This is a genomic window from Mycobacterium sp. 852002-30065_SCH5024008 (assembly GCF_001665645.1).
Classification (GTDB): domain Bacteria; phylum Actinomycetota; class Actinomycetes; order Mycobacteriales; family Mycobacteriaceae; genus Mycobacterium; species Mycobacterium paraffinicum.
Map to the genome: position 1 here is coordinate 59336 of NZ_LZSZ01000107.1, position 26177 is coordinate 85512.

Genomic DNA, 26177 nt, shown 5'->3' on the forward strand with positions numbered 1-26177 from the left:
CGTCGTAACCCCAGGTCGTCGGCCCTTTTGGGAAATGGCGGATCCCTCGGCGGCCGACCGGTATATCGAACAAGCGCTCGAATGCGTTACGGGTGGCATGGGTGCGGCGCTCGAACCAGGGGTGCCGAATCCGGCGTGCCGAGCGGTGCTCCCGACGGGCCGGCACCCCCTTCGCGACTACTAGCCTGGATGGGTGCCAGATCCCGCCACGTATCGCCCCCCGCCCGGGTCCATCCCGGTCGAGCCGGGCGTCTACCGATTCCGGGACACGTACGGGAGAGTCATCTACGTCGGGAAGGCCAAGAGCCTGCGGAGCAGGCTGACGTCATACTTCGCCGACGTCGCCGGCCTGCATCCGCGAACCCGGCAGATGGTGACCACCGCCGCCAAGGTCGAGTGGACGGTGGTCAACACCGAAGTCGAGGCGTTGCAGCTCGAATACAACTGGATCAAGGAGTTCGACCCGCGCTTCAACGTCCGCTACCGCGACGACAAGTCCTACCCGGTGCTGGCCGTCACCCTCAACGAAGAATTCCCCCGGCTGATGGTCTACCGCGGCCCGCGCCGCAAGGGCGTGCGCTATTTCGGGCCCTACTCCCACGCCTGGGCGATCCGGGAGACGCTGGACCTGCTCACCCGCGTGTTCCCGGCCCGCACCTGTTCGGCCGGTGTGTTCAAGCGGCACAAGCAGATCGACCGTCCGTGCCTGCTCGGCTACATCGACAAATGCTCGGCGCCCTGCGTCGGCCGGGTCAGCGCCGAGCAGCACCGCCAGATCGTCGACGATTTCTGCGACTTCCTGTCGGGCAAGACCGACCGCTTTGCCCGCGAACTGGAACAGCAGATGAACGCCGCCTCCGAGCGACTCGACTTCGAGCGGGCCGCGCGGCTGCGTGACGACCTGTCCGCGCTCAAGCGCGCGATGGAGAAGCAGGCCGTGGTGTTCGGCGACGGGACCGACGCCGACGTGGTCGCCTTCGCCGACGACGAGCTGGAGGCGGCGGTCCAGGTGTTCCACGTCCGCGGCGGCCGGGTGCGCGGTCAGCGCGGCTGGATCGTCGAAAAGTCGGCGGAGGCGGGTGATTCCGGCGAGGAGCAGTTGGTGGAGCAGTTCCTGACGCAGTTCTACGGCGAGCAGGCCGAACTGGGCGGCGCCGCCGACGAAGCCGCCAACCCGGTGCCGCGCGAGGTGCTGGTGCCCTGCCTGCCGTCCAACTCCGATGAATTGGCCAGCTGGCTGTCCGGCCTGCGCGGTTCTCGGGTCGCGCTGCGGGTGCCGCGCCGCGGCGACAAGCGGGCGCTCGCCGAAACCGTGCAGCGCAACGCCAAAGACGCGCTACAGCAACACAAGCTGAGAAGGGCCGGCGACTTCAACGCCAGATCGGCTGCGCTGCAGAACATTCAGGAAGCCCTCGGGTTGGCCGATGCGCCGCTGCGCATCGAATGCGTCGACATCAGCCACGTGCAGGGCACCGACGTGGTGGGCTCGTTGGTGGTGTTCGAGGACGGCCTGCCGCGCAAGTCCGACTACCGCCACTTCGGGATCCGCGAAGCCGCCGGGCAGGGGCGCTCCGACGACGTTGCCTCCATCGCCGAGGTGACCCGGCGCCGGTTCGCACGACACCTGAGTGAACAAAACGACCCGAATATGCTTTCGCCCGAAGGAAAGTCGCGCCGATTCGCGTATCCGCCCAACCTCTACGTCGTCGACGGCGGCGCACCTCAGGTCAACGCGGCCAGCGCCGTGCTCGAAGACCTCGGCGTCACCGACGTCGCGGTGATCGGTCTGGCCAAGCGGCTGGAAGAGATATGGGTGCCGTCCGAGCCGGATCCCGTCATCATGCCGCGCAACAGCGAAGGGCTTTATCTGTTGCAACGGATTCGCGACGAGGCGCATCGGTTCGCCATCACCTACCATCGCAGCAAGCGATCCAAGCGAATGACCGCCTCGGCGCTGGATTCGGTGCCAGGATTGGGGGAGCATCGCCGCAAGGCGCTGGTAACCCATTTCGGATCCATAGCCCGCCTCAAGGAGGCCACCGTCGACCAGATCACGGCCGTTCCCGGTATCGGTGTGGCCACCGCCACCGCCGTCCTGGAGGCGTTGCGACCTGACCCGCCCGGAGAAGCCGAATGACGGGTGAATTGGCGGAGGGCCACACCAGAGATGCCCCGGCCGGCATCGATGTCGTTCTGGTGACCGGGTTATCGGGTGCCGGGCGGGGTACTGCGGCCAAGGTGCTCGAGGACTTGGGCTGGTATGTGGCCGACAACCTGCCGCCCCAGCTGATCACGCGGATGGTGGATTTCGGCATGGACGCGGGGTCGCGGATCACCCGGCTCGCGGTGGTGATGGACGTGCGCTCGCGTGGCTTCACCGGTGACCTCGATGAGGTGCGCAACGAGCTGGCCACCCGCAACATCAGGCCCCGGGTGGTGTTCATGGAGGCATCCGACGACATGCTGGTGCGCCGCTACGAGCAGAACCGCCGCAGCCATCCGCTCCAGGGCGACCAGACCCTGGCCGAGGGCATCGCCGCCGAGCGCCGGATGCTGGCCCCGGTGCGCGCCACCGCGGACCTGATCATCGACACGTCGACGCTGTCGGTGCGGGGCTTGCGGGAGAGCATCGAGCGCGCGTTCGGTGGCGAAGCCAGCACGTCGATCAGCGTCACCGTCGAATCGTTCGGCTTCAAGTACGGCCTGCCGATGGACGCCGACATGGTGATGGACGTGCGTTTCCTGCCGAACCCGCACTGGGTCGACGAGCTGCGCCCGCTCACCGGGCAGGACCCGGCCGTAAGTGAATACGTGTTGAGTCAGCCCGGCGCCGCGGAGTTTCTCGACGCCTACCATCGGTTGCTGTCTCTGGTCGTCGACGGTTACCGCCGGGAGGGCAAGCGCTACATGACGGTCGCCATCGGGTGCACCGGTGGTAAGCACCGCAGCGTTGCGATCGCCGAAGCGCTGATGCAGGTCCTCAAGGCCCATCCGGGCGAAGCCCAACTTTCGGTGCGGGTGTTGCACCGGGATCTGGGTCGCGAATGAACGCGCCGACGAATCAGGGCATCGTCGCGCTGGGCGGCGGGCACGGCCTGTACGCGACGCTGTCCGCGGCCCGCCGGCTGACGCCGCACGTCACCGCCGTGGTGACCGTCGCCGACGACGGTGGCTCGTCCGGGCGGCTGCGCAGCGAATTGGATGTGGTGCCACCGGGTGATCTGCGAATGGCGTTGGCGGCCTTGGCATCCGACAGCCCTCACGGCCGCCTTTGGGCGACCATCCTGCAGCACCGCTTCGGCGGCGATGGGGCGTTGGCCGGGCACCCGATCGGCAATCTGCTGCTCGCCGGGCTGTCGGAGGTGCTGGCCGATCCGGTGGCCGCTCTCGACGAGCTGGGCCGCATCCTCGGCGTCAAGGGCCGCGTGCTGCCGATGTGTCCGATCGCGCTGCAGATCGAGGCGGACGTGTCCGGCCTCGAGACCGATCCGCGCATATTCCGGCTGATTCGCGGCCAGGTGGCGATAGCCACCACACCGGGCAAGGTCCGGCGGGTGCGCCTGCTGCCGTCCGATCCGCCGGCGACCCGGCAGGCCGTCGACGCCATCATGGCCGCCGACCTGGTGGTGCTGGGTCCCGGCTCGTGGTTCACCAGCGTGATCCCGCACGTGCTGGTGCCTGGCCTGGCGGCGGCGCTGCGGGCCACCACCGCCCGGCGGGCGCTGGTGCTCAACCTGATGGCCGAGCCGGGGGAGACGGCCGGCTTCTCCGTCGAGCGTCATCTGCACGTGTTGGCCCAGCACGCACCGGGGTTCACCGTGCACGACATCATCATCGACGCCGAGCGGGTGCCCAGTGAGCGGGAGCGGGAGCACCTGCGCCGCACCGCGACGCTGCTTTCCGCCGAGGTCCACTTCGCCGACGTGGCCCGACCTGGTACACCTTTACATGATCCAGGCAAACTCGCGGCGGCCCTGGACGGGGTCCGGGCGGCCCGCAAGGGTCCGGGGGCGCCTCCGGTCACGGCCACCGCGGATATTCGGGTCGACGGTGCAAGTCCACAGACCGGTGGAGATGGACCGGGCGGCAGCGGACCGAGGAGTGACGACGCGTGGCGATGACGACCGAAGTCAAGGACGAGCTCAGCCGCCTGGTCGTGAAATCGGTCAGTGCGCGTCGCGCGGAAGTCACGTCCCTGCTGAGGTTCGCCGGCGGTTTGCACATCGTCGGCGGTCGGGTGGTGGTGGAGGCCGAGGTGGACCTGGGCAACGTCGCGCGGCGACTGCGCAAGGACATCTTCGAGCTCTACGGCTATAACGCGGTCGTGCATGTGTTGTCGGCCAGCGGGATTCGCAAGACCACCCGCTACGTGCTGCGCGTGGCCAACGACGGCGAGGCGCTGGCACGCCAGACCGGACTGCTCGACAACCGCGGCCGGCCCGTGCGTGGTCTGCCCGCCCAAGTCGTGGGCGGCAGCGTCGGCGACGCCGAAGCCGCCTGGCGCGGAGCCTTCCTCGCGCACGGGTCGCTGACCGAGCCGGGACGGTCGTCGGCTCTGGAGGTCAGCTGCCCCGGTCCGGAGGCCGCGCTGGCGTTGGTGGGCGCGGCGCGCCGGCTCGGGGTCAGCGCGAAGGCCCGCGAGGTGCGTGGCGCCGATCGGGTCGTGGTGCGCGACGGCGAGGCGATCGGCGCGTTGCTGACCCGGATGGGCGCCCAGGACACCCGGCTGATCTGGGAGGAGCGCCGGATGCGCCGCGAGGTGCGGGCGACGGCCAACCGGCTCGCCAACTTCGACGACGCCAACCTGCGCCGCTCGGCGCGGGCCGCGGTCGCGGCCGCAGCCCGGGTGGAACGCGCGCTGGAGATTCTCGGCGACACCGTGCCCGACCATCTTTCCTCGGCCGGCAAGCTGCGCGTCGAGCACCGGCAGGCCTCGCTGGAGGAGCTCGGCCGGCTCGCTGACCCCCCGATGACGAAAGACGCTGTGGCGGGGCGCATTCGACGGCTGCTGTCGATGGCCGACCGCAAGGCCAAGATCGAGGGCATTCCAGACACCGAGTCGGCGGTGACGCCGGATTTGCTGGAAGACGCGTAACTGGTCGCGTCATTTGCTGTTCGCAACGAGTAGGCGGGGGCTACGGTCGGGGGATGAAGCGGCTTTCAAGCGTTGATGCGGCGTTTTGGTCGGCCGAAACTTCGGGCTGGCACATGCATGTGGGCGCACTGGCGATTTGCGACCCGAAGGAAGCGCCCGAATACAGCTTCCAGCGGCTCCGCGAACTGATCATCGAGCGGCTGCCCGAACTGCCGCAGCTGCGGTGGCGGGTCACCGGCGCGCCGCTCGGGCTGGACCGGCCGTGGTTCGTCGAAGACGAGGACCTGGACGTCGACTTCCACATCCGGCACATCGCGGTGCCCGCACCGGGCGGCCGTCGCGAGCTCGAGGAGCTGGTGGGCCGGTTGATGTCCTACAAGCTGGACCGCGCCCGGCCGCTGTGGGAGATGTGGGTGATCGAGGGCGTCGAGGGCGGCCGGATCGCGTCGCTGACCAAGATGCACCACGCCATCGTCGACGGCGTCTCGGGTGCCGGCCTAGGTGAAATTCTTTTGGATGTCACGCCGGAACCGCGGCCGCCGCAACAGGAAACGGTGGGATCGCTGGTGGGATCGAAGATTCCGGGCCTGGAGCGGCGCGCGGTGGGTGCGCTCATCAACCTCGGAGTCAAGACGCCCTTCCGCATCGCCCGGCTGATGGAGCAGACCGTGCGCCAGCAGATCGCCGCGCTGGGTGTGAGCAGCGACCGGCCCCCGCGCTACTTCGAGGCGCCCAAGACGCGGTTCAATGCGCCCGTGACACCGCACCGGCGGATCACCGGGTGCCGCATCGAGCTGGCCCGGGCCAAGGCCGTAAAAGATGCCTACGGCGTCAAGCTCAACGACGTTGTGCTGGCGCTCGTGGCCGGCGCGGCCCGCGAGTACTTGCAGAAGCGCGGCGAGCTGCCGGCCAAGCCGCTCATCGCCCAGATCCCGGTCTCCACGCGCACCGACGACGACAAGGACGACGTCGGCAACAAGGTGAGCTCGATGACCGTGTCGCTCGCGACCGACGTCGACGATCCCGCCGAGCGGCTGCGGGCCATCCACGAGAGCACTCAGAACGCCAAGTTGATGGCCAAGGCGCTGTCGGCGCATCAGATCATGGGGCTGACGGAGACCACGCCGCCGGGGTTGCTGCAGTTGGCCGCGCGGGCCTACACGGCCAGTGGGTTGTCGCGAAACCTGGCCCCCATCAACCTGGTTGTGTCCAATGTGCCGGGTCCGCCGTTCCCGTTGTACATGGCCGGCGCCAGGCTTGATTCGCTGGTGCCGCTCGGCCCGCCCGTCATGGACGTCGCCCTGAACATCACCTGCTTCTCCTACACCGACTATCTGGACTTCGGTTTCGTGACGACGCCCGAGGTGGCCAACGACATTGACGACATGGCCGACCGCATCGAGCCGGCGCTCACCGAGCTGGAGAAGGCCGCCGCGCGGGAGTGAGTCCTCGGCGGGTCGCCGCCATCAGCCCTAGTCGCGATCGGGTGGGTTCGTCGCGTACACCCAGGACAGGAACCGCGCGACGGCCTCGGCGGATCGATGCGCCCGGGGCGAACTGAAGATGTCGAAAGCGTGCTGCGCGCTTGGTAATTCGGCGTAGGCGACGGGGGACTTCGACACCGCGCGCAGCTCCTCGATGAATTCCTGGGCCTCGCCGACGGGAATCAGCGAATCGTCGCAGCCGTGCAGCACGAAGAACGGCGGCGCGTCGGCCCGCAGCCGCCGGATCGGCGAGGCGTCGACGTAGACGTTGCGGTGCGCGTCGTATTCCCGCTTCACCACGAACTTTTCGAGCAGGGAGACGAATTCGGGGCGGCCCTCGCCCTCGGTCGAGAACCAGTCGTAGCGACCGTAGATCGGGACGGCGGCCGCCACCGAGGTGTCGACGTCTTCGAAGCCCGGCTGGAATTGCGGGTCGTTGGGGGTCAGCGCCGCCAGTGCGCACAGGTGTCCGCCCGCGGAGCCGCCGGTGACCGCGACGAAGTCGGGGTCACCGCCGTAGTCGGCGATGTTCTCCTTGACCCACGCCAGCGCGCGTTTGACGTCGACGATGTGGTCGGGCCAGGTGTGGCGGGGGGAGACGCGATAGCCGATCGAGACACACACCCAGCCGCGGGCGGCCAGGTGGCTCATCAGCGGATAGGCCTGCGGCCGGCGCATCCCGATCATCCAGGCCCCGCCGGGCACTTGCAGCAGCACGGGCGCCTTCGCGTCCCGCGGCAGGTCGCGGCGGCGCCAGATGTCGGCGAGGTTCGCGCGGCCGTTCGGGCCGTAGGACACCACATTCGTCTTCTCGACGTAGCGCCGGCGGGCCACGGTGTTGCCCAGCGGCAGGCTGCGCCGCCCGCTGCGCGTGGGCTTGGCGTGCGGCAGCTTGCTCAGCGCCTCTTCGTAATCGTGTCCGAGCTGCTCGCGCAGCCCGGCCTCGAGCACCGGGCCGGGGGTGGTGATGCCGCGGTAGCGGATCACCCCCAGGATCGCCCACGACGCGGCCGTCAGGGCCAGCGCCGCCTTGCCGCGCCGTCCCGCGAAGTGGCCGCGCCGCGCGCGCCGCAGCGCGTCCAGCAGCGAGACGGAGAAGTAGACGCCCGGCACCTCCGACGTCGGCCAGCCGAACCAGAAGACCAGCACGGTGCTGTAGCCCTTGCGCGCCAGCGGCCGTAATCCGTTGGCGGCGTTGGCCAGTTCCAGTGTGGCGCGCGCCAGCGGCCGGGGGCGGACGAGGCGGCGCATCATCCGTTGACCCGAGATTGCAGTTCGTTGCGCTGGATCTTGCCGGTGCTGCCGCGCGGGAGTTCGTCGAGGACGGCTATCTCGCGGGGCACTTTGTAGTTGGCCAGGTTCTCCCGGACATGCTGTTTGAGCGTCTCGGGCGTGGCCTGGGCGCCCGCGCTCAAAACCACGAACGCCGCCAGGCGCTGGCCGTACTGCTCATCGTCGACGCCGATGACCGCGGCCTCGGCCACGTCGGGGTGCCCCGCCAACGTCTTCTCCACCTCGATCGGATAGACGTTCTCGCCGCCGGAGACGATCATCTCGTCGTCGCGGCCGACCACGAATAACCGGCCGGCCTCGTCGAGGTAGCCGACGTCGCCCGACGACATGAACCCCGCGTGAAAATCCTTGGTGGTGCCCGAGGTGTATCCCTCGAACTGGGTGTCGTTGCGGACGTAGATGGTGCCGACCTCACCGGTGGGCAGTTCGTTGAATTCGCTGTCCAGGATCCGGATTTCGGTCCCGCCCGCCGGGCGGCCCGCGGTGTCGGGTGCCGCGCGCAGGTCCTGCGGGGTGGCGGTGGCGATCATGCCGGCCTCGGTGGCGTTGTAGTTGTTGTAGATCACGTCGCCGAACTCGTCCATGAACGCGGTCACGACATCGGGCCGCATCCGCGAGCCGGATGCCGCCGCGAATCGCAATGACTTGCAGCTGTACCGCTTTCGCACCTCGGGCGGCAGCTCCATGATGCGGTCGAACATCACCGGCACCACCGCCAGGCCGGTCGCCTTGTGCCGGTCGATGAGGTCCAGCGTCGCCTCCGGGTCGAACTTGCGCCGGGTGACTACCGTGCAAGCCATCGACGCCGCGAAGATCAACTGCGAAAAGCCCCACGCGTGGAACATCGGCGCCACGACCACGACCGTCTCTTCGGCCCGCCACGGCGTGCGGTCCAGGATGGCCTTGAGCGTGCCGATGCCGGCGTTGCCGCCGGTTTGATTGGCTCCCTTGGGAGTTCCGGTGGTGCCGGACGTCAGCAGGATCATCCTGCCCTTGCGGCCGGTGCGCTCGGGCTGTTGGCCGGTGTGATCGGTGATGAGCTTCTCGACCGTCAGCTCGTGGTGCCCGTCGGTCCAGGCCACGATGCGGGTGGCGTCCGGTTTGTCGGCCAGCGCGCGGTCCACCGTTTCGGTGAACTCCTCGTCGTAGATGACGGCGTCGACGCCTTCGCGGTTGACCACCTCGGCGAGCGCCGGTCCGGCGAACGACGTGTTGAGCAACACGACGTCGGCGCCGATCCGGTTGGCGGCCACCACCGCCTCGACGAAGCCGCGATGGTTGCGGCACATGATCCCGACGACCTTGGGTTGGCCTGGGGGCAGGTCCTGCAGCGCCGCGCCGAGCGCGTTGATCCGCTCGTCGAGCTGGCGCCAGGTCAACGTGCCGAGCTCGTCGACCAGGCCCGGCCGGTCCGGGCAGCGTTGCGCCGCGCCGGCGAAGCCCACGGTCATCCCCATGCCCTCGCGGCGCATGGCGGCGGCGATCTTCAGGTAGCGGTCGGGCCGCATCGGCGCGATCATGCCGGCGCGCCGCAGCGTGGTGATGAGCCCGAGGGCTTGATTGATCGGAGAGGCCACGGTTCAGCCCAGGATCGGGAAACGTCGCTTGGCGGCCAGGTCCTTGAGGGCCTGCTGCATCACCGACCGCACATGCTCGTCTACCGCGTCGACGTCCGGGTCGTCGCCGAATTGCGCGGTGATGTCGATCGGCTTCAGCACCTGCGTGACGATCTTGGTCGGCAGCGGCAGGTTGGGCGGGATCACCGCACTGAAGCCGAAGGGGAAGCCGAACGACAGCGGCAGGATGGCGCTGCGCAGCAAGCGCTTCACCCCCAACCGCTCGGCCAGCCAGGTGCCGCGCGACAGGTAGAGCTGCGTCTCCTGTCCGCCGATGGACACCGCGGGCACGATGGGGACCCCGGCCTCGATGGCCGTCCTGACGTATCCCTTGCGGCCGTCGAAGTCGATGACGTTCTCCGAGAGCGTGGGCCGGTATGCGTCGTAGTCACCGCCGGGGAAGACGATGACCACCCCGCCGGACCGCAGGGCCTTGGCCGCGTTCTCCCGGCTGGCCCGGATGTATCCGGTGCGGCGGAAGAACTCGCCCGTGGGGCCCGTCATGAGGATGTCATGGCTCAGTGTGTAGATCGGCCGGTCATAGCCGAACTTCTCGTAGAAGTGGACGCTGAAGATGGGGACATCCATCGGGAACATGCCGCCGGAGTGGTTGCCGACGACCAGCGCCCCGCCGGGCGGGAACGAACCCAGGCCGTGCACCTCCGAGCGGAAGTATGTCTTCAGGGCCGGGCGCATCACGCTCATCAGGCGCTGGGTCAAGACGGGGTCGAATTTGCCGATGTCGCCGACATCGGGGTGATCGTTGTCGGTCACGTTCCTCCCTTGACGCTCCCGCGAGGCCGCTCTAGGTATGAGGGGCCGCGTCGAGTTCCTCGATGGTAGCGACCGGGGCACGGCGGCCGTCATGGTGTTTATCTCTTTCCGCGTCTGCGGATATGGTGCCCGCCGGGTCCCGGCGCTATTGTTACGACGCCCTCAGTGAAATCTCGAGAAACGGGACCCGATGGACGTTGCCGGTTTGTCACCCGAGCGCAACGCCCGCTCGGGTGGCGCGCGCAGGAGTAGCCCCAGCGACAGACGCTCACGGCGGCCCCACGCCAGCGTCGTCCGCACCGAACCGGCCCGTCGCAGTCCGGGACCCTCGCCGTCCGCACCGGCCACCGGGCGCCCGGCCGGTGACGTCGATCCGGCCACCCCGGACGCGGCGGACCACCGCCAGGCCGACTACTTCGTGCGGCTGCTCTCGCAGAACCGCAGGCTCATCGAACAGCGGCTCGACGACTACCAGAAGGCGATCGTCAACGCGCAAGCCAACGGTGACGTCGATGCCGTCTGCAACCTTCGCCGCATGGCGCGGATCGAGGAACAGGACCGGGACAATCTCGACGGCATGCTGGAGAAGTTGCGCCGCAGATTCGCCCGCCGGACGCCGGGGGACCCGCAAGCCCTCTCCGCGCGGCCGCGCTCCGCGGTCCGGTAGCAATTCGCCTATCGCGCAGCGATTTTCGTTGCTAGGCGACCGGCGAAGGGGTGCGTCGCGCCGATTCGGCCACACCCGCGCGGCGGTGCCGATACATTTGACGGGCCAACTGGTTTCTTCCGACACCGAACGAGGCCGCCCATGGGATTCATGACCCCGGACCTTCCCGACGTCGATCGCAAGACCTGGCCCACACTGCCCCGGGCCACCCGGCTGCAGGTCGTGACGCGGCACTGGGCGGAACACGGCTTCGGGACACCCTCTGCCGTGTATCTGCTGTACCTGATCAAGATCGCCCTGTACATCGCCGTCCCCGCCGCGATCATCTCGCTGACCCCGGGCCTCGGCGGGCTTGGCCGCATCGCCGACTGGTGGACGCAGCCGATCGTCTACCAGAAGGTCATCGTCTTCACGCTGCTGTTCGAGGTGATGGGCCTGGGTTGTGGGTCCGGCCCGCTGACCGGACGGTTCATGCCGCCCATCGGCGGAATCTTGTACTGGCTGCGGCCCAACACGATTCGGCTGCCGGCGTGGCCTGGAAAGGTGCCGTTCACCGCAGGTGACAGCCGCACCGTCGTCGACGTCGCGCTGTACGCAATCGTTTTGGCCGGCGGGGTGTGGGCCCTGCTGTCGCCCGGCCACGGCGGGCCGGTCACCGCGGTCGGCGACGTTGGCCTGATCGACCCCGTCCGCGTCATCCCGACGATCGTCGCGCTGGCGGTACTGGGCCTGCGCGACAAGACCATTTTCCTGGCCGCGCGCGGCGAGCACTACTGGCTCAAGCTGTTCGTGTTCTTCTTCCCGTTCACCGATCAGATCGCGGCATACAAGCTCATCATGCTGTTGTTGTGGTGGGGCGCCGCAACATCCAAGCTCAACCACCACTTCCCGTATGTGGTGTCGGTAATGACGAGCAATAACGCGCTGCTGCGGCCCAAACTGTTCAACCCGATCAAGCACATGCTGTACCGCGACCACATCAACGATCTGCGTCCCACCTGGTTGCCGAAGATGATGGCCCACGTCGGCGGCACCACAGCCGAATTCGTGGTTCCGACGGTGCTGGTCTTTTTCGCCGGCGATCACCCGTGGCGGTGGTTCCTGATCGGATTCATGGTGATCTTCCACCTCAACATCATTTCCAACCTCCCGATGGGAGTTCCGTTGGAGTGGAACGTCTTCTTCATCTTCTCGCTGTTCTATCTGTTCGGGCACTACGCCTCGATCCAGGCCACCGACCTGCGTTCGCCGCTGCTGTGGGCCCTCGTAATCGCCGCGGTGGCAATCGTGATCGCGGGAAACATGTTCCCCAAGAAGATTTCGTTCCTCCCCGCAATGAGGTATTACGCCGGCAACTGGGCGTCCAGCGTGTGGTGCTTCCGCGCCGGCGCCGAGGAAAAGATCGACGCCGAGATCGTCAAGAGCTCCGCCCTGGTCATCAACCAGCTGGCCCGGCTTTACGACCCCGAGACCGCGGAGATCATGGCGGACAAGACCGCCGCCTTCCGGGCCATGCACGTGCACGGCCGCGCGCTCAACGCCCTGGTGCCTCGCGCCATCGACGACGAAGCCAATTACAAGATCCGCGAGGGTGAAATCGTCGCCGGGCCGCTGGTCGGCTGGAACTTCGGCGAGGGCCACCTGCACAACGAGCAGCTGCTCGAAGCCGTGCAGCGCCGTTGCCACTTCGAGGACGGCGACGTGCGGGTGATCGTCCTCGAGGGACAGCCCATCCACATCCAGAAGCAGTGGTACCGCATCCTCGACGCCAAGGCTGGACTGATCGAGGAAGGCTATGTCAACGTCGAGGACATGCTCGCCCGCCAGCCGTGGCCGGAGCCCGGTGACGAGTTGCCCGTGCATGTCATCGATGGCGGCGACCGCCCGGCTTCGCCGCTGACGACCCGGCGCAACGCGCTATGAGCAGAGCCGTGGTGGTCGGCGCCGGCCCCAACGGCCTGGCCGCGGCGATCCACCTCGCCCGTCACGGCGTCGAAGTCCAGGTGCTCGAGGCGTGCGACACCGTCGGCGGGGGAGCCCGCTCCGGCGAACTGACGATGCCCGGCGTCATCCACGACCACTGCTCGGCGTTTCACCCGCTGGGCGTCGGCTCGCCGTTCTGGAAGGAGATCGACCTGCAGCGCTACGGGCTGCGGTGGAGGTGGCCGGAAGTCGACTGCGCGCACCCGCTCGACGACGGCACCGCCGGCGTGCTCTACCAGTCGCTCGATGAGACGGTGGCCCGGATGGGGGCCGACGGCGCCCGGTGGCGGCGGGCGATAGGGGACCTGGCGGCGGGATTCGATGAGCTGGCCGAGGATCTCATGGGTCCGGTGCTGGGCATCCCGCGTCACCCGCTCCGCCTGGCCGGCTTCGGCCCGCGGGCGCTGCTGCCGGCCACCACCATGGCCCGCTGGTTTCGCACCGAGCAGGCGCGCGCGCTGTTCGGCGGCGCGGCCGCGCACGTCTACACCCGGCTCGACCGGCCGCTCACCGCGTCCCTGGGGTTGATGATCCTGGCCAGCGGGCACCGCTACGGCTGGCCCGTCGCGCAAGGGGGGTCCGGGTCGATCAGCCAGGCGCTTTCCGCCGCCCTGCAGGAGTACGGCGGCTCGGTGGCGACCGGGGTGACCGTCAGCAGTCGCAAAGACATCCCGGACGCCGACATCGTCATGCTCGACCTCAGCCCGGCCGCGGCGCTCGCCATCTACGGCGACGCCATGCCGGACCGGATCAGGCGGTCCTATCGGCGTTACCGCGCGGGCTCGTCGGCGTTCAAGGTCGACTTCGCCATCGAGGGCGACATCCCGTGGGCCAACCCCGACTGCGCCCGGGCCGGCACCGTGCACCTGGGCGGCACGTTCGCCGAGATCGCGGACACCGAACGTCAACGCGCGCAGGGAAAGATGGCCGACCGGCCCTTTGTGCTCCTCGGGCAGCAGTACCTGAGCGACCCGTCCCGCTCGGCGGGCAACGTCAACCCCATCTGGGCTTACGCGCACGTGCCGTTCGGCTACGACGGCGACGCCACGGCCGCCGTCGTCGGCCAGATCGAGCGGTTTGCGCCGGGTTTCTCCGACCGCGTCCTGGCGACGGTCAGCAAGGGGCCCGCTGAGCTGCGGGCCTACAACGCGAACTTCATCGGCGGCGACATCATCGGCGGCGCCAACGACGGGCTGCAGGTGATCTTCCGCCCCCGCATCGCCGTCGATCCCTACGCCACCGGCGTGCCCGGCGTCTACCTGTGTTCACAGTCGACGCCTCCGGGGGCCGGCATCCATGGGCTGTGCGGTTACCACGCCGCCGATTCGGCGCTGAAGTGGCTGAAGAAGACCCGCCGCGACTGAGGTCACATCGTCCGCGGGAACCGGGGCGGCAACCGCGCATGTTGCTCATCTAGGCTGACCACGAGCGCGTATTCAGCGGACTCAGTAAAGACATCGCCAAGACAGGGAGAGATCAAGTGACGGTCCGAGTAGGCATCAACGGCTTCGGTCGAATCGGACGCAATTTCTACCGGGCCCTGCTGACCCAACAGGAGCAGGGCACCGCCGACATCGAGGTGGTGGCGGTCAACGACATCACCGACAACCACACACTGGCGCATCTGCTCAAATTCGACTCCATCCTGGGCCGGCTGCCCTACGACGTCAGCCTGGAAGGCCAGGACACCATCGTGGTGGGTCCGCACAAGATCAAGGCACTCGAGGTCAGGGAGGGCCCGGCAGCGTTGCCGTGGGGCGACCTGGGCGTCGACGTCGTCGTGGAATCCACCGGCCTGTTCACCAACGCCGCCAAGGCCAAGGGGCACCTGGACGCCGGCGCCAAGAAGGTGATCATCTCGGCGCCCGCCACCGACGAGGACATCACCATCGTCCTGGGCGTCAACGACGACAAGTACGACGGCAGCCAGAACATCATCTCCAACGCGTCGTGCACCACGAACTGCCTCGGGCCGCTGGCCAAGGTCCTCAACGACGAGTTCGGCATCGTCAAGGGGCTGATGACCACCATCCACGCCTACACCCAGGACCAGAACCTGCAGGACGGGCCGCACAAGGACCTGCGCCGGGCGCGCGCCGCCGCGCTGAACATCGTGCCGACCTCCACCGGCGCGGCCAAGGCCATCGGCCTGGTGCTGCCGGAGCTGAAGGGCAAGCTCGACGGGTACGCGTTGCGGGTGCCGATCCCCACCGGCTCGGTGACCGACCTCACCGCCGAGCTGTCCAAATCCGCCAACGCCGAAGACATCAACGCCGCCTTCAAGGCCGCAGCGGAGGGCAAGCTGAAGGGCATCCTGAAGTACTACGACGCCCCGATCGTCTCCAGCGACATCGTCACCGACCCGCACAGCTCGATCTTTGACTCCGGTCTGACCAAGGTGATCGGCAACCAAGCCAAGGTGGTGTCCTGGTACGACAACGAGTGGGGCTACTCCAACCGCCTCATCGACCTCGTCGTACTGGTCGGCAAGTCGCTGTAAGCATGGCCGTTCCTACTCTGAAAGACCTACTGGCCGAAGGTGTTTCGGGTCGGGGCGTGCTGGTGCGTTCAGACCTGAACGTCCCTCTCGACGACGAAGGCGCCATCACCGACCCAGGCCGGATCACCGCGTCGGTGCCGACGTTGCAGGCGCTCGTCGACGCCGGCGCCAAGGTGGTGGTCGCCGCGCACCTGGGTCGGCCGAAAAACGGGTCGGACCCGAAGTTGTCGCTGGCGCCGGTGGCGGCGGCGCTCGGCGAGCAGCTCGGCCGGCACGTGCAGCTGGCCGGTGATGTCGTCGGCGGGGACGCGCTGGCCCGGGCCGAGGGGCTCACGGACGGCGACGTGCTGCTGCTGGAGAACATCCGCTTCGATTCCCGCGAAACCAGCAAGGACGACGGTGAGCGGCTCGCGCTCGCCCGCGAACTCGCCGAATTGGTTTCGCCCGGAGGGGCTTTCGTCTCCGACGGGTTTGGGGTGGTGCACCGCAAGCAGGCTTCCGTGTACGACGTGGCGACGCTGCTGCCGCATTACGCCGGCACGCTGGTGGCCGACGAGATCCGGGTGCTGGAGCAGTTGACCAGCTCGACCACCCGCCCCTACGCGGTGGTGCTCGGCGGATCGAAGGTGTCCGACAAGCTCGGCGTCATCGAGTCGCTGGCGACCAAGGCCGACAGCATCGTGATCGGCGGCGGGATGTGCTTCACCTTCCTTGCCGCACAAGGCTTTCCGGTGGGGAAGTCGCTGCTGGAAGAGGAGATGGTCGACACCTGCCGCCGGCTGCTGGACACCTACGTCGACGTGCTGCGGCTGCCCAGGGACGTCGTGGTGGCCGAGCAGTTCGCCGCCGACTCGCCGCCGCAGACGGTGGCCGCCGACGCCATCCCGGACGACATGATCGGGCTGGACATCGGCCCGGAATCGGTGAAGCGCTTCGCGGCCCTGTTGTCCAACGCCCGGACGGTCTTCTGGAACGGCCCCATGGGCGTGTTCGAGTTCCCGGCGTTCGCCACGGGCACCAGGGGCGTCGCCGAGGCCATCGCCGCGGCGACCGGCAAGGGCGCGTTCAGTGTGGTGGGCGGCGGTGACTCCGCGGCCGCGGTGCGTGCGCTGGGCATCCCGGAGGGCGACTTCTCGCACATTTCCACCGGCGGTGGCGCGTCGCTGGAATACCTTGAGGGCAAGACGCTGCCGGGCATCGAGGTTCTCGGGCGGCCGCAACCAAGTGGAGGAGACGCGTGAGCCGCAAGCCGCTGATCGCCGGCAACTGGAAGATGAATCTCAACCACTTCGAGGCGATCGCGCTGGTGCAGAAGATCGCGTTCGCGCTCCCGGACAAGTACTACGACAAGGTCGACGTCACGGTCTTGCCGCCGTTCACCGACCTGCGCAGCGTGCAAACCCTGGTCGACGGCGACAAGCTGCGGCTGACCTACGGCGGCCAGGATCTGTCTCAGCACGACTCGGGCGCCTACACCGGTGACATCAGCGGGGCCTTCCTGGCCAAGCTGGGCTGCAGCTTCGTCGTGGTCGGCCACTCCGAACGGCGCACCTACCACAACGAGGACGACGCGCTGGTGGCCGCCAAGGCCGCAGCGGCCCTCAAGCACGAGCTGACCCCGATCGTGTGCATTGGCGAGCACCTCGACGTCCGGGAGGCCGGCGGACACGTCAGCCACTGCGAGGAGCAGCTGCGCGGCTCGCTGGCCGGGCTGTCCGCCGAGCAGATCGACAAGGTGGTGGTCGCCTACGAGCCCGTTTGGGCCATCGGCACCGGCCGGGTGGCCAGTGCCGCCGACGCCCAGGAGGTGTGCGCCGCGATCCGGACGACGTTGGCGACCCTCGCCTCGTCCAAGGTCGCCGACACCGTTCGGGTGCTCTACGGCGGCTCGGTGAACGCCAAGAACATCGGTGACATCATCGCCCGCGACGACATCGACGGCGCCCTGGTCGGCGGCGCGTCCCTGGATGGTGAGCAGTTCGCGACGCTGGCGGCGATCGCCGCCGGCGGGCCCCTGCCGTGACGCCGCGGCCCCGCCGGTAGGATTTAGCGTCATGGAGCTGGCCCTGCAGATCACCCTGGTGGTCACAAGCGTGCTCGTGGTGTTGCTGGTGCTGCTGCACCGCGCCAAGGGTGGTGGCCTGTCGACGCTGTTCGGCGGCGGTGTCCAGTCCAGCCTGTCCGGTTCGACGGTGGTGGAGAAGAACCTGGACCGGTTGACGCTGTTCATCACCGGCATCTGGCTGGTTTCCATCATCGGGGTGGCCCTGCTGATCAAGTACCGGTGACCCGTCGGCGGGCGGAGCGCGTGATCCGCACCGATACTGGGACGCATGGTTGACGTTTCCGACATCGCGCTCGAACCCATCGGCGCCGTGCAACGCACGCTCGTCGGTCGCGAGGCGACAGAGCCGATGCGCGCCGACATCCGGCTGCTGGGCGCCATCCTCGGCGACACCGTGCGCGAGCAGAGCGGGGACGAGGTTTTCGACCTCGTGGAGCGCGCCCGGGTGGAGTCGTTTCGGGTGCGCCGCTCCGAGATCGAGCGGGTCGACTTGGCGCGCATGTTCGACGGAATCGACATTCACCAAGCGATCCCGGTCATCCGGGCATTCAGCCACTTCGCGCTGCTGGCCAACGTGGCCGAGGACATCCACCGGGAGCGTCGCCGCGCCATCCACGTCTCCGCAGGCGAGCCGCCGCAGGACAGCAGCCTAGCCGCTACCTACGCGAAACTCGATGGGGCCGAACTTGATTCGGCGACGGTGGCCGACGCGCTGCGAGGCGCCCTGATCTCCCCGGTGATCACCGCCCACCCCACCGAGACCCGGCGGCGCACCGTCTTCGTCACCCAGCACCGGATCACCCAGCTGATGCGGTTGCACGCCGAGGGGCACACCGAAACCGATGAGGGGCGCAACATTGAGCGTGAGTTGCGCCGCCAGGTCCTCACCCTGTGGCAGACCGCGCTGATCCGGTTGTCCCGCTTGCAGATCACCGACGAGATCGAGGTCGGGCTGCGTTATTTCGCCGCGGCGTTCTTCCAGGTCATTCCGCAGGTCAACGCCGAGGTCCGGGACGCGTTGCGGGCGCGGTGGCCCGACACCGACCTGCTCGCCGCGCCGATCCTGCGGCCCGGCTCCTGGATCGGCGGCGACCGCGACGGCAATCCGAACGTGACCGGCGACGTGGTGCGCCAGGCCACTAGCAGTGCCGCGTTCACCGCGCTGTCGCATTACCTGGAAGAGCTCACCGCCCTCGAACAGGATCTGTCGATGTCGGCGCGACTCGTCCCCGTCACCGCGGGGCTGGCGGAACTGGCCGAGGGCTGCGGGGAGAAGGCCCGTGCCGACGAGCCGTACCGGCGGGCGGTGCGGGTGATTCGCGCCCGGCTCACCGCGACGGGCGCCGAGATCCTGGACAGCCGGCCGCAGCACGAGCTGGACCTCGGCCTGGCACCGTATTCCGCCCCGGCCGAGCTGCAGGCGGACTTGGACACCATCGACGAGTCGCTACGCGCACACGGCAGTGCACTGCTGGCCGACGACCGTCTCGCCCTGCTACGAGAAGGCGTGAGCGTCTTCGGGTTTCACTTGTCCGGGCTGGACATGCGGCAAAACTCCGACGTCCACGAAGAGGTGGTGGGGGAGCTGTTGGCGTGGGCCGGGGTGCACCCGGACTACGCCTCGCTGCCCGAGGACGAGCGGGTCGAGCTGCTGACCGGCGAGCTGGGTACCCGCCGCCCGCTGGTCGGCGACCGCGGGGGCCTGTCCGACCTGGCCCGCAAGGAGCTCGACGTCATCGGCGCCGCGGCGTATGCCGTCGGGCGCTACGGCCCGGCCGCGGTACCCAACTACGTCATCTCCATGTGCCGCTCTGTCTCCGACGTCTTGGAGGTGGCGATTCTGCTGAAAGAGGGCGGGCTGCTGGATGCCTCCAGGCCGGAACCGTATTGCCCGGTTGCCATCTCGCCGCTCTTCGAGACGATCGACGATCTGTATAACGGCGCGGCCATCCTCGACGCGATGCTGGAGCTTCCGCTGTACCGGGCGGTCGTCGACGCGCAGGGCGGCCGTCAGGAGGTGATGCTCGGCTACTCCGACTCGAACAAGGACGGCGGTTACCTCGCCTCCAGCTGGGCGGTCTACCGGGCGGAGCTGGCGCTGGTCGAGGTGGCCCGCAAGGCCGGAATTCGCTTGCGGCTCTTCCACGGTCGCGGCGGTACCGTCGGCCGCGGGGGTGGGCCGAGCTATCAGGCCATCCTGGCGCAACCCCCGGGCGCGGTGAACGGCTCGCTGCGGCTCACCGAGCAGGGCGAGGTGATCGCCGCCAAGTACGCCGAACCGCAGGCGGCCCGGCGCAATCTGGAGAGCTTGGTGGCGGCGACGCTGGAGTCGACGCTGCTCGACGTCGAGGGCCTGGGCGATGCCGCGGAGCCGGCCTACGCGGTGCTCGACGAAGTGGCCACCCTGGCGCAGCGCGCCTACGCCGAATTGGTGCATGAAACACCGGGATTCGTCGACTACTTCATGGCCTCGACGCCGGTCAGCGAGATCGGTTCGCTGAACATCGGCAGTCGCCCGACGTCACGCAAACCCACGTCGTCGATATCGGACCTGCGCGCCATCCCCTGGGTGCTGGCGTGGAGCCAGTCCCGGGTGATGCTTCCGGGCTGGTACGGCACCGGGTCGGCGTTCGAGCAGTGGATCGCGGCCGGGCCCGAAAGCGAGAGCGAGCGGGTGGCGATCCTGCACGAGCTGTACGAGCGGTGGCCGTTCTTCCGCGGCGTGCTCTCCAACATGGCCCAGGTGCTCGCCAAGAGCGACCTCGGCCTGGCGGCGCACTACTCGGAGCTGGTCGAGGACGAGGAACTGCGGGACCGGGTGTTCGACAAGATCGTGGACGAGCACCGGCGGACCATCGCGATGCACAAGGTGATCACCGGTCACGACGACCTGCTCGCCGACAACCCCGCGCTGGCCCGCTCGGTGTTCAACCGCTTCCCCTACCTGGAGCCACTGAACCACCTGCAGGTGGAGCTGCTGCGCCGCTACCGCTCCGGTGACGACGACGAACTGGTGCAGCGCGGCATCCTGCTGACGATGAACGGATTGGCCAGCGCGTTACGTAACAGCGGGTGATGGGCATTCGTTAAGCCATGTCTGACACCACGTCCCCCGTGACCGCGGCCGAGTTGGCGCAGAACACCGTCTTCGAACGACTGGCGCGCGTCGGGTTCGTCGTCAATGGGGTGCTGCACCTGATCGTCGGCTATCTCGCGATCCGGGTTGCGGTTGGCGACGGCGGAACCGCCGACCAAACCGGCGCCCTGGCGACGCTGGCGGCCAAGCCGGGTGGCCCGCTCGCACTGTGGATCGCCACGGCCGCCCTGCTGGCGATGGGCCTGTGGCGGCTCGTCGAAACCGCCCTCGGCCGATCATGCGACCGGAAGTCGGAGGGCCCGTCGTCGGATGCGTCCTCGCGGGCGAAGGCCCTTGGGCTGGCGGCGGTCTACCTCGCTTTTGCCTACTCCGCATTCGGATTCGCCCGGGGCGCCGGAAGGGCGGCGGATCAACAGAATTCGAGCATCAGCGCGCGCCTCATGGAAACGACCGGCGGCACCATCGCGCTCGTTGCGGGCGGGCTGGTCATCGTCGTGGTCGGGTGTTACCACATCTACAAGGGCGCCAGCCGCAATTTCGTCGACGACCTCCGGGGCAAGTCGGGCGACTTCGTGCGCCGGCTCGGCGTGGCCGGGTATATCGGCAAGGGCGCCGTGATCACCCTGACAGGCGCGCTGGTGATCATCGCCGCGTGTCGCTCGGAACCGAAGAAGGCCACGGGGCTCGACGGGGCCCTGAAGGCACTCGGGGCTCAGCACTATGGGGCGGCGCTGTTGATCGCCGCCGGCCTCGGACTCATCACCTACGGGCTGTACAGCTTCGTGATGGCCCGGTCGACGAAGATGTAGGCCTGCGAGGTCTCAGCGGTTCCGCAGTCGGTCCGGGGCGGTAGCGCGCCGGTAAGCGCTTGAGAACGACGCAATGATTGCGAGCCGGACAGCGAACATCGGGACAATGTAGAGCAGACGGACCAAGCCGCTGCGTATTGCGTAGGAGCCGCGGCGGCCGACCCCAAATCAGCAGGGCGGTGTCCCGATGCAAGGTCCATCGGGGCATAGCTGACTAGCGCGCTTTTCTTGAGCAAGAAGCCAATCCATCGCCGTCCGGTGAAGCCATTTGTCGGTCTGTTCGAGCTGATGCGCCACGCAGAGGATCAGCGATTCGGTGTGATGGGGTCCAATGAGTTGTGCGCTGAGCGGCAGGCCCTTCGGGGTCAGTCCTACGGGCAGTGCGGCCGCCGGGTTGCCACACAGGTTCCATAGCGTCGTGTAGGTACCCCAGGGTGCGGCCTTGCCGAGTGCCGATCGGATCGAGGAGTTGTCGAGCTGGCCGATTGCCGGCGCTGGGCGGTAGGTAGTCGGCGTCAGGATCAGATCGACTGCGCCGAAGACGGCATCGTTCAGGGCATCGCTTACCCTTCGGCTGTATTTCTCCGCGCAGCGGTCGGCTCGCGTTGCGGCGGCCGCGCGTGCAGCCACGACAAGCAATCGTGTTTTGCGGTCTAGATCTTCAGCGCGTTCTTCCTCCACGGCATCGAGAAGGCCGCCGAGCATCTGGGGGACGAAGCCGGGCAGGACGCGTGGGTAGTGCGGATTGATCTGGACAACGTCGTGACCTAGATCGGCCAACGTCTCGGCGGTGGACAGCACCGCCCGGGCGACTTCGGGATTGAGGTCAACGTCCGACATCGGTGACTGCAATGACACGCCGATCCGCAACCGCGGCGATGGGGCTGCAATTGCCTCGGTACAGGAAGTGCTGTTCTGCTCGACGCCGTTGCGCTGATTGGTGAGTGCATCGAACATGATCGCGGCGTCGCGAGCGGTGCGGGTCAGCGGCCCGAGCACGCCGAGGGACCGCCACAAGGATGTGCGTGGCCAGGGGTCCACGGCGTGGCGGCTGGTCTTCAGTCCGAGCACACCACAATGGGCGGCTGGGATGCGGATGGATCCACCTCCATCACCTCCCAGCGCCCCTGCCACGAGTCCAGCAGCCACGGCGGCAGCCGATCCGCCGCTCGATCCGCCTACCGAGTACCCCCGGTGCCACGGGTTGAGGGTGTAACCGTAGCTACGGGTTTCGGTGAAGGGCCACAGCGCGAATTCCGACATGGTGGTCTTGCCGATGATGATCGCGCCGCACGCGCGCAGCCGGCGGATCGCTTCGGCGTCTACGGGCGCCGCCGTCCCAGCGATGCGCCCATGGCCTGTGGGCACCCCAGCGACGGCGATGTCGTCTTTGACGGCGATCGGCACGCCATGCAGGGCGCCCGTGGGCCGGCCAGAGGCTACCTGGCGGTCGCGCTCGTCGGCCTCACTCAACGCTTGATCGTGCAGGACCTGTGTGAAGGCATTTATCGTCCGGCCCCGCCGGTCAATCTGGTTCAGGCACGACTGCACGAGATCGCGCGAGGACGTGTGTCCCGATCGGATCGATAACGCTTGTTCGGCGAGGGTGTCGTTGCGCGGCACCATCATTCGGCCTGGCGGCCTCGGCGTTTCCGATCTGACGGTGCGTCGGTCGGGGACGTCGCCAGGAGTCCGGTGAACATCTTTGTCAGAGCCTGCATGGATTGCTCACGCGTTCGAGTCGGATTGGGGCTCTGGGCGATTTGTAGTGCTGCCTCGCCCGCCGCAGCGCAGCACAGTCGGCTCAGCAGATCGGCGGGCCCGGACACGATGGAGCCCTCGTCGATCAGTTTTGCGAGCTGTTCTTCCAAGATGCGCCCGGCGTAGCGGTGGTCGAGTTCTCGCCATCGAGTCGCACCCAGCACGGTCGGACCCAATTCGAGGACGATCGTGCGGTAGAGGGGATCGGCGCATACGTCGAGGAAGCCAGCGACGACCGTCATCACCCCGGCACCACCCAGTGCGTCTCCGTCGATGGCCATCAAGGGGGTGAGTGCATTGGTTTGAACGCGCTCGAAGACGGCGATGAACAGGGACTCCTTGTCCGGAAAGTGACCGTAGACGGCCCCTTTGGTGAATCGAGCGGCGTCGGCGACGGCTGCCAGTGAGGTCGCGTTGTAGCCCCTTTCTGCAAAGAGCCTTTCTGCGGCATCGAGCAGCGCCGTACGCGTCTGTTCGACGTAGTCCGAGCGGCGGGGCTTGACAACACTCATGCTACTCAGGGTATCATAGATACCATGAGTATATCGAATTCCGTTGGTATAGACGGGCCGCCGATGGACTCGCCGCTGCACGAAACCGTCGTCACCGAGTTCGCGCACGGCTGGGCCGCACCACATCCGCACGCATGGGACGACCTCCTCGACGAGAACGTGGTGCTGCGCCAACCGCTGTTGGTTGACGGCCGCGGACGCGCCGTATGGCAGCGTGAACTGGCGCGGCTGCTGACCTTTCTGCCCGACCTTCGTGGCCAAGTGGTGAGCTGGGCCGGCCGAGGTGATGTCGTCTTCATCGACATCACCTGCACCGGAACCGCAGGGCGCCGCCCGCTGTCCTTCCGGGCGGTCGATCGGCTGACCATCAACGCCGAGGGCAAGGTCCTAGAACGCGATTCGTTCTTCGATCCCATGCCCCTGGCCGCTACCTTGGCGCGCCGGCCCGCCGCCTGGATTGCGTGGTGGCGATCCGGCGTCGGACCGCTGCTGGTGCGACGCAAACTTCTTTGACCGAAAGGAATCCGATGAGCACCGAAACTCGTATGGCACTGTCGACCGCATTGGGCGTCATCCGGATGTGCGTGGGCGCCGTCAGCCTCCTGTCTCCAAGAGTTGCTTACCGCAGTCTCGGAGTACACGCCAATCCCTCCGACGGAGGAACCGGCGTGCGGATGTTCGGTGTCCGCGACGCCGCTATTGCGATGGCGACGCTCAGCAACGATCCGAAAGTCAGGCGAACCGGACTGCAACTAGGCGCGCTCGCGGATACCGTTGACGTCGGCGCCGTCTTGCTAGGGCGCCGCAGCGGGTCGGTCAGTCGTCCCGGCCTGGCTCTCATCGGGGGTGCGGCCGCACTCTTCGCGGTCATGGGAGCGGCGGTTCTGGGGAGCGACCGCGGCTAGCTCAGCACAGCGATGATGCTGGCGATCCTGCCGCGCGAAAGGAGATCTGGGGCGTGATCGGATGCCCGACACTCTAGTAGTGCAAGAAACCCCGTGCCACGTCATTGTCCCGCCGTCATTCGCGTCTATCCACCCCAGAGGGTGTCGCAACCTACCAGATGCTAGATGTCGGCGGACATGCAATTAGCAATGCGCATGAGGCCAACGCCGAACGTGAGACGGTGCGCTTCTTCGGAATTCAACATCTTGAGATCGGACACGAACTACGAGAGCTGACATCACTGCGCTGCCACTGTACGCACTAATCAACGGGGCGATTACCCTGATGTTGGTTGCTCCTACATCTGCCACTACCCCATGGCGCCGAAGATGAACCGCGTAGTCATCCTCGGTCGCGGTGGTGCAGGAAAATCGACGCTGGCACAACAACTTAGCGCGAAGTTGGGCGCGCCCGCCATCGAATTGGACAGGATCTTCTGGAAGCCCGGATCTCAGCCAACCGCTCAAATGGAGTGGTCAGCAATCCAACACCGACTCATCAGCTCAGAGCGCTGGATCCTCGATGGCGACCTCGGCCCATACGACAACAACCTTGCATTGCGCATATCAGCCGCCGACACCATCATCGTCCTCGACTTTCCCTTCTGGCGCTGTACCTTGCGGACCCTGCGCCGCTCACGGGAAAACGGCGAATATTGGCGATGGATCTATCACTACCGTCGCACTAGCCTTCCCGCCGTCCTCGATGTCATCGCAAAGCACGCGGATCACGCAGCGGTGCACATTCTGCATAATCCGCCCGAAGTGCGGAGATTCTTGGAAACAGCGCGTGACCAATGAATTCAGCTTTATGCCAGCGACGGCCAACCGCTGCGCTGCACCCGCACCGCACGCATGAACGACTTTCGCTGGCCGGTGAGATTGGATTTGAAGGATCGTGACGCTGTCCGTGTCGATGTGGCGTAGGTAGCAACGGCGGTCGTCGCCGTATCACTCCGCCGTGCGGTTGCGCAGCCTGTCGAAAACGCCGCGCACGGCGTGCTCAGTCATCGCGAGCGGCGTCATCATCGTCTCGCCCACTTTCACCATGTCGTCGATCCGCCCGACGATCGCCTCAACGGGCTCGACCAGGACGATCAGTCGCCTGGCCAGATCGTCCAGCCGTGACAAGGTGCCGTCCAGGTGGTCCAGGCCGCTTTCCATGCGCTCGACGGTGGCGTTCAGGTTGGAAAGGGAAGTGTTGAGCTCTTTCATGGTCGTACTCAGGCCGTCGAGGACGTCTTCGACCTGCTCCACCGTCTTGTCGGCGTTCAACGCAGCCTGGGTGAGGGTCTTGATCCGGCTTCGCTCTTGCCCACCGCGCACGGTTCTGTCTGCCATGACCGTCATTATCACCCGGATCAAACCGGGCGGGGGCTAGCTTGGCTGACCCGGACGAGCGGGCAATTTGGCCGCGGCCATCGGCGGCGCCCCGCCGGTCGCGGTGCCGGCCGCCGGGGCGATCGGGCAGGAAACCACGCTGTGGCTGCTCGACGAGGAGGCCGCGGCCAAATTGCCCGCTCGTCCGGGTCAGCCAAGCTAGCCCCCGCCCGGTTTGATCCGGGTGATAATGACGG

General features: G+C 67.6%; 23 protein-coding genes and 1 pseudogene. 18 read left to right on the forward strand and 6 right to left on the reverse strand.

Features of this window, described 5'->3' with window-relative positions:
* The first annotated feature begins 193 nt into the window (after positions 1 to 193).
* Genes uvrC through A5781_RS15035 form a run of 5 tightly spaced genes read left to right on the forward strand, consistent with a single transcriptional unit; the run spans position 194 to position 6540 of the window.
* Positions 194 to 2137 (forward strand): excinuclease ABC subunit UvrC, encoded by a 1944-nt coding sequence (uvrC, locus tag A5781_RS15015; protein WP_067207437.1) that lies wholly within the window; start codon positions 194 to 196, stop codon positions 2135 to 2137.
* Positions 2134 to 3048 carry an RNase adapter RapZ gene (gene rapZ / locus A5781_RS15020; RefSeq protein WP_067207440.1) on the forward strand — a complete coding sequence of 305 codons (915 nt, stop codon included), beginning with the start codon at positions 2134 to 2136 and terminating at the stop codon, positions 3046 to 3048. The genes uvrC and rapZ overlap by 4 nt, the downstream gene beginning before the upstream one ends.
* Positions 3045 to 4121 carry a uridine diphosphate-N-acetylglucosamine-binding protein YvcK gene (gene yvcK / locus A5781_RS15025; RefSeq protein ID WP_067207442.1) on the forward strand — a complete coding sequence of 359 codons (1077 nt, stop codon included), beginning with the start codon at positions 3045 to 3047 and terminating at the stop codon, positions 4119 to 4121. Before rapZ ends, yvcK begins: the two co-directional genes overlap by 4 nt.
* On the forward strand, positions 4118 to 5095 hold the full coding sequence (gene whiA, locus A5781_RS15030; protein WP_067207518.1) for a DNA-binding protein WhiA: 978 nt from the start codon (positions 4118 to 4120) through the stop codon (positions 5093 to 5095). Before yvcK ends, whiA begins: the two co-directional genes overlap by 4 nt.
* Positions 5096 to 5148: 53 nt before the next feature.
* Entirely contained in the window at positions 5149 to 6540 is a 1392-nt protein-coding gene (locus A5781_RS15035; RefSeq protein ID WP_067207445.1) for a wax ester/triacylglycerol synthase family O-acyltransferase, read from the forward strand.
* Between the two features lie 27 nt (positions 6541 to 6567).
* On the opposite strand, the gene A5781_RS15040 is transcribed toward A5781_RS15035, so the two are convergent.
* Genes A5781_RS15040 through A5781_RS15050 form a run of 3 tightly spaced genes read right to left on the reverse strand, consistent with a single transcriptional unit; the run spans position 6568 to position 10193 of the window.
* Positions 6568 to 7833 carry an alpha/beta hydrolase gene (locus A5781_RS15040; RefSeq protein ID WP_067207449.1) on the reverse strand — a complete coding sequence of 422 codons (1266 nt, stop codon included), beginning with the start codon at positions 7831 to 7833 and terminating at the stop codon, positions 6568 to 6570.
* On the reverse strand, positions 7830 to 9437 hold the full coding sequence (fadD12, locus tag A5781_RS15045; RefSeq protein ID WP_156624666.1) for an acyl-CoA ligase FadD12: 1608 nt from the start codon (positions 9435 to 9437) through the stop codon (positions 7830 to 7832). Before fadD12 ends, A5781_RS15040 begins: the two co-directional genes overlap by 4 nt.
* A 15-nt stretch (positions 9438 to 9452) precedes the next feature.
* Positions 9453 to 10193, reverse strand: coding sequence for a lysophospholipid acyltransferase family protein (locus A5781_RS15050; RefSeq protein WP_231987335.1), 741 nt, complete (start codon positions 10191 to 10193; stop codon positions 9453 to 9455).
* A 259-nt stretch (positions 10194 to 10452) separates the two neighbouring features.
* Here A5781_RS15050 and A5781_RS15055 point away from each other — a divergent pair, with 259 nt between their 5' ends.
* The 9 genes from A5781_RS15055 to A5781_RS15095 all read left to right on the forward strand — a co-directional run bounded on the left by A5781_RS15055 (position 10453) and on the right by A5781_RS15095 (position 21383).
* On the forward strand, positions 10453 to 10929 hold the full coding sequence (locus tag A5781_RS15055) for a hypothetical protein (RefSeq protein ID WP_067207457.1): 477 nt from the start codon (positions 10453 to 10455) through the stop codon (positions 10927 to 10929).
* Positions 10930 to 11070: 141 nt separating this feature from the next.
* Positions 11071 to 12852, forward strand: a complete 1782-nt coding sequence (locus A5781_RS15060; RefSeq protein ID WP_067207460.1) for a DUF3556 domain-containing protein — start codon at positions 11071 to 11073, stop codon at positions 12850 to 12852.
* Entirely contained in the window at positions 12849 to 14276 is a 1428-nt protein-coding gene (locus A5781_RS15065; protein ID WP_067207463.1) for an NAD(P)/FAD-dependent oxidoreductase, read from the forward strand. Before A5781_RS15060 ends, A5781_RS15065 begins: the two co-directional genes overlap by 4 nt.
* 116 nt (positions 14277 to 14392) lie before the next feature.
* Positions 14393 to 15412, forward strand: coding sequence for a type I glyceraldehyde-3-phosphate dehydrogenase (gene gap / locus A5781_RS15070; protein WP_067207466.1), 1020 nt, complete (start codon positions 14393 to 14395; stop codon positions 15410 to 15412).
* Between the two features lie 2 nt (positions 15413 to 15414).
* The gene (gene pgk / locus A5781_RS15075) at positions 15415 to 16653 is read left to right on the forward strand and encodes a phosphoglycerate kinase (RefSeq protein WP_067207469.1); all 1239 of its coding nucleotides are present in this window, start codon (positions 15415 to 15417) and stop codon (positions 16651 to 16653) included.
* Positions 16650 to 17435: a triose-phosphate isomerase gene (gene tpiA / locus A5781_RS15080; protein ID WP_067207473.1), complete on the forward strand. Its 786-nt coding sequence runs from the start codon at positions 16650 to 16652 to the stop codon at positions 17433 to 17435. Before pgk ends, tpiA begins: the two co-directional genes overlap by 4 nt.
* A gap of 31 nt (positions 17436 to 17466) precedes the next feature.
* Positions 17467 to 17700: a preprotein translocase subunit SecG gene (gene secG / locus A5781_RS15085; protein ID WP_040624202.1), complete on the forward strand. Its 234-nt coding sequence runs from the start codon at positions 17467 to 17469 to the stop codon at positions 17698 to 17700.
* A gap of 45 nt (positions 17701 to 17745) precedes the next feature.
* Positions 17746 to 20553, forward strand: a complete 2808-nt coding sequence (ppc, locus tag A5781_RS15090) for a phosphoenolpyruvate carboxylase (protein ID WP_067207477.1) — start codon at positions 17746 to 17748, stop codon at positions 20551 to 20553.
* A gap of 17 nt (positions 20554 to 20570) precedes the next feature.
* On the forward strand, positions 20571 to 21383 hold the full coding sequence (locus A5781_RS15095) for a DUF1206 domain-containing protein (protein WP_067207481.1): 813 nt from the start codon (positions 20571 to 20573) through the stop codon (positions 21381 to 21383).
* Positions 21384 to 21551: 168 nt separating this feature from the next.
* Here the strand turns inward: A5781_RS15095 and A5781_RS15100 are convergent, their stop codons facing one another.
* Together A5781_RS15100 and A5781_RS15105 are read right to left on the reverse strand one after the other, a co-directional pair.
* A complete protein-coding gene (locus A5781_RS15100) occupies positions 21552 to 23012 on the reverse strand; it encodes an amidase (RefSeq protein WP_067207484.1) in 1461 nt (486 codons plus the stop codon).
* The gene (locus tag A5781_RS15105) at positions 23009 to 23656 is read right to left on the reverse strand and encodes a TetR/AcrR family transcriptional regulator (RefSeq protein WP_067207487.1); all 648 of its coding nucleotides are present in this window, start codon (positions 23654 to 23656) and stop codon (positions 23009 to 23011) included. The genes A5781_RS15100 and A5781_RS15105 overlap by 4 nt, the downstream gene beginning before the upstream one ends.
* Before the next feature lie 24 nt (positions 23657 to 23680).
* Between A5781_RS15105 and A5781_RS15110 the strand changes: the two genes are divergently transcribed.
* The 3 genes from A5781_RS15110 (at position 23681) to A5781_RS15120 (ending at position 25401) form a co-directional block, all read left to right on the forward strand.
* Positions 23681 to 24169, forward strand: coding sequence for a nuclear transport factor 2 family protein (locus tag A5781_RS15110; protein WP_197503847.1), 489 nt, complete (start codon positions 23681 to 23683; stop codon positions 24167 to 24169).
* 14 nt (positions 24170 to 24183) lie between these two features.
* The gene (locus A5781_RS15115; RefSeq protein WP_156624662.1) at positions 24184 to 24561 is read left to right on the forward strand and encodes a hypothetical protein; all 378 of its coding nucleotides are present in this window, start codon (positions 24184 to 24186) and stop codon (positions 24559 to 24561) included.
* Between the two features lie 357 nt (positions 24562 to 24918).
* Positions 24919 to 25401 (forward strand): adenylate kinase, encoded by a 483-nt coding sequence (locus A5781_RS15120; RefSeq protein ID WP_197503849.1) that lies wholly within the window; start codon positions 24919 to 24921, stop codon positions 25399 to 25401.
* A 150-nt stretch (positions 25402 to 25551) separates the two neighbouring features.
* On the opposite strand, the gene A5781_RS15125 is transcribed toward A5781_RS15120, so the two are convergent.
* The gene (locus A5781_RS15125; protein WP_067207496.1) at positions 25552 to 25950 is read right to left on the reverse strand and encodes an ATPase; all 399 of its coding nucleotides are present in this window, start codon (positions 25948 to 25950) and stop codon (positions 25552 to 25554) included.
* Between the two features lie 46 nt (positions 25951 to 25996).
* Here A5781_RS15125 and A5781_RS25060 point away from each other — a divergent pair.
* Positions 25997 to 26143 (forward strand): annotated as a pseudogene (locus A5781_RS25060) (6-phosphogluconolactonase); the annotation flags it as partial.
* Between the last annotated feature and the right edge of the window lie 34 nt (positions 26144 to 26177).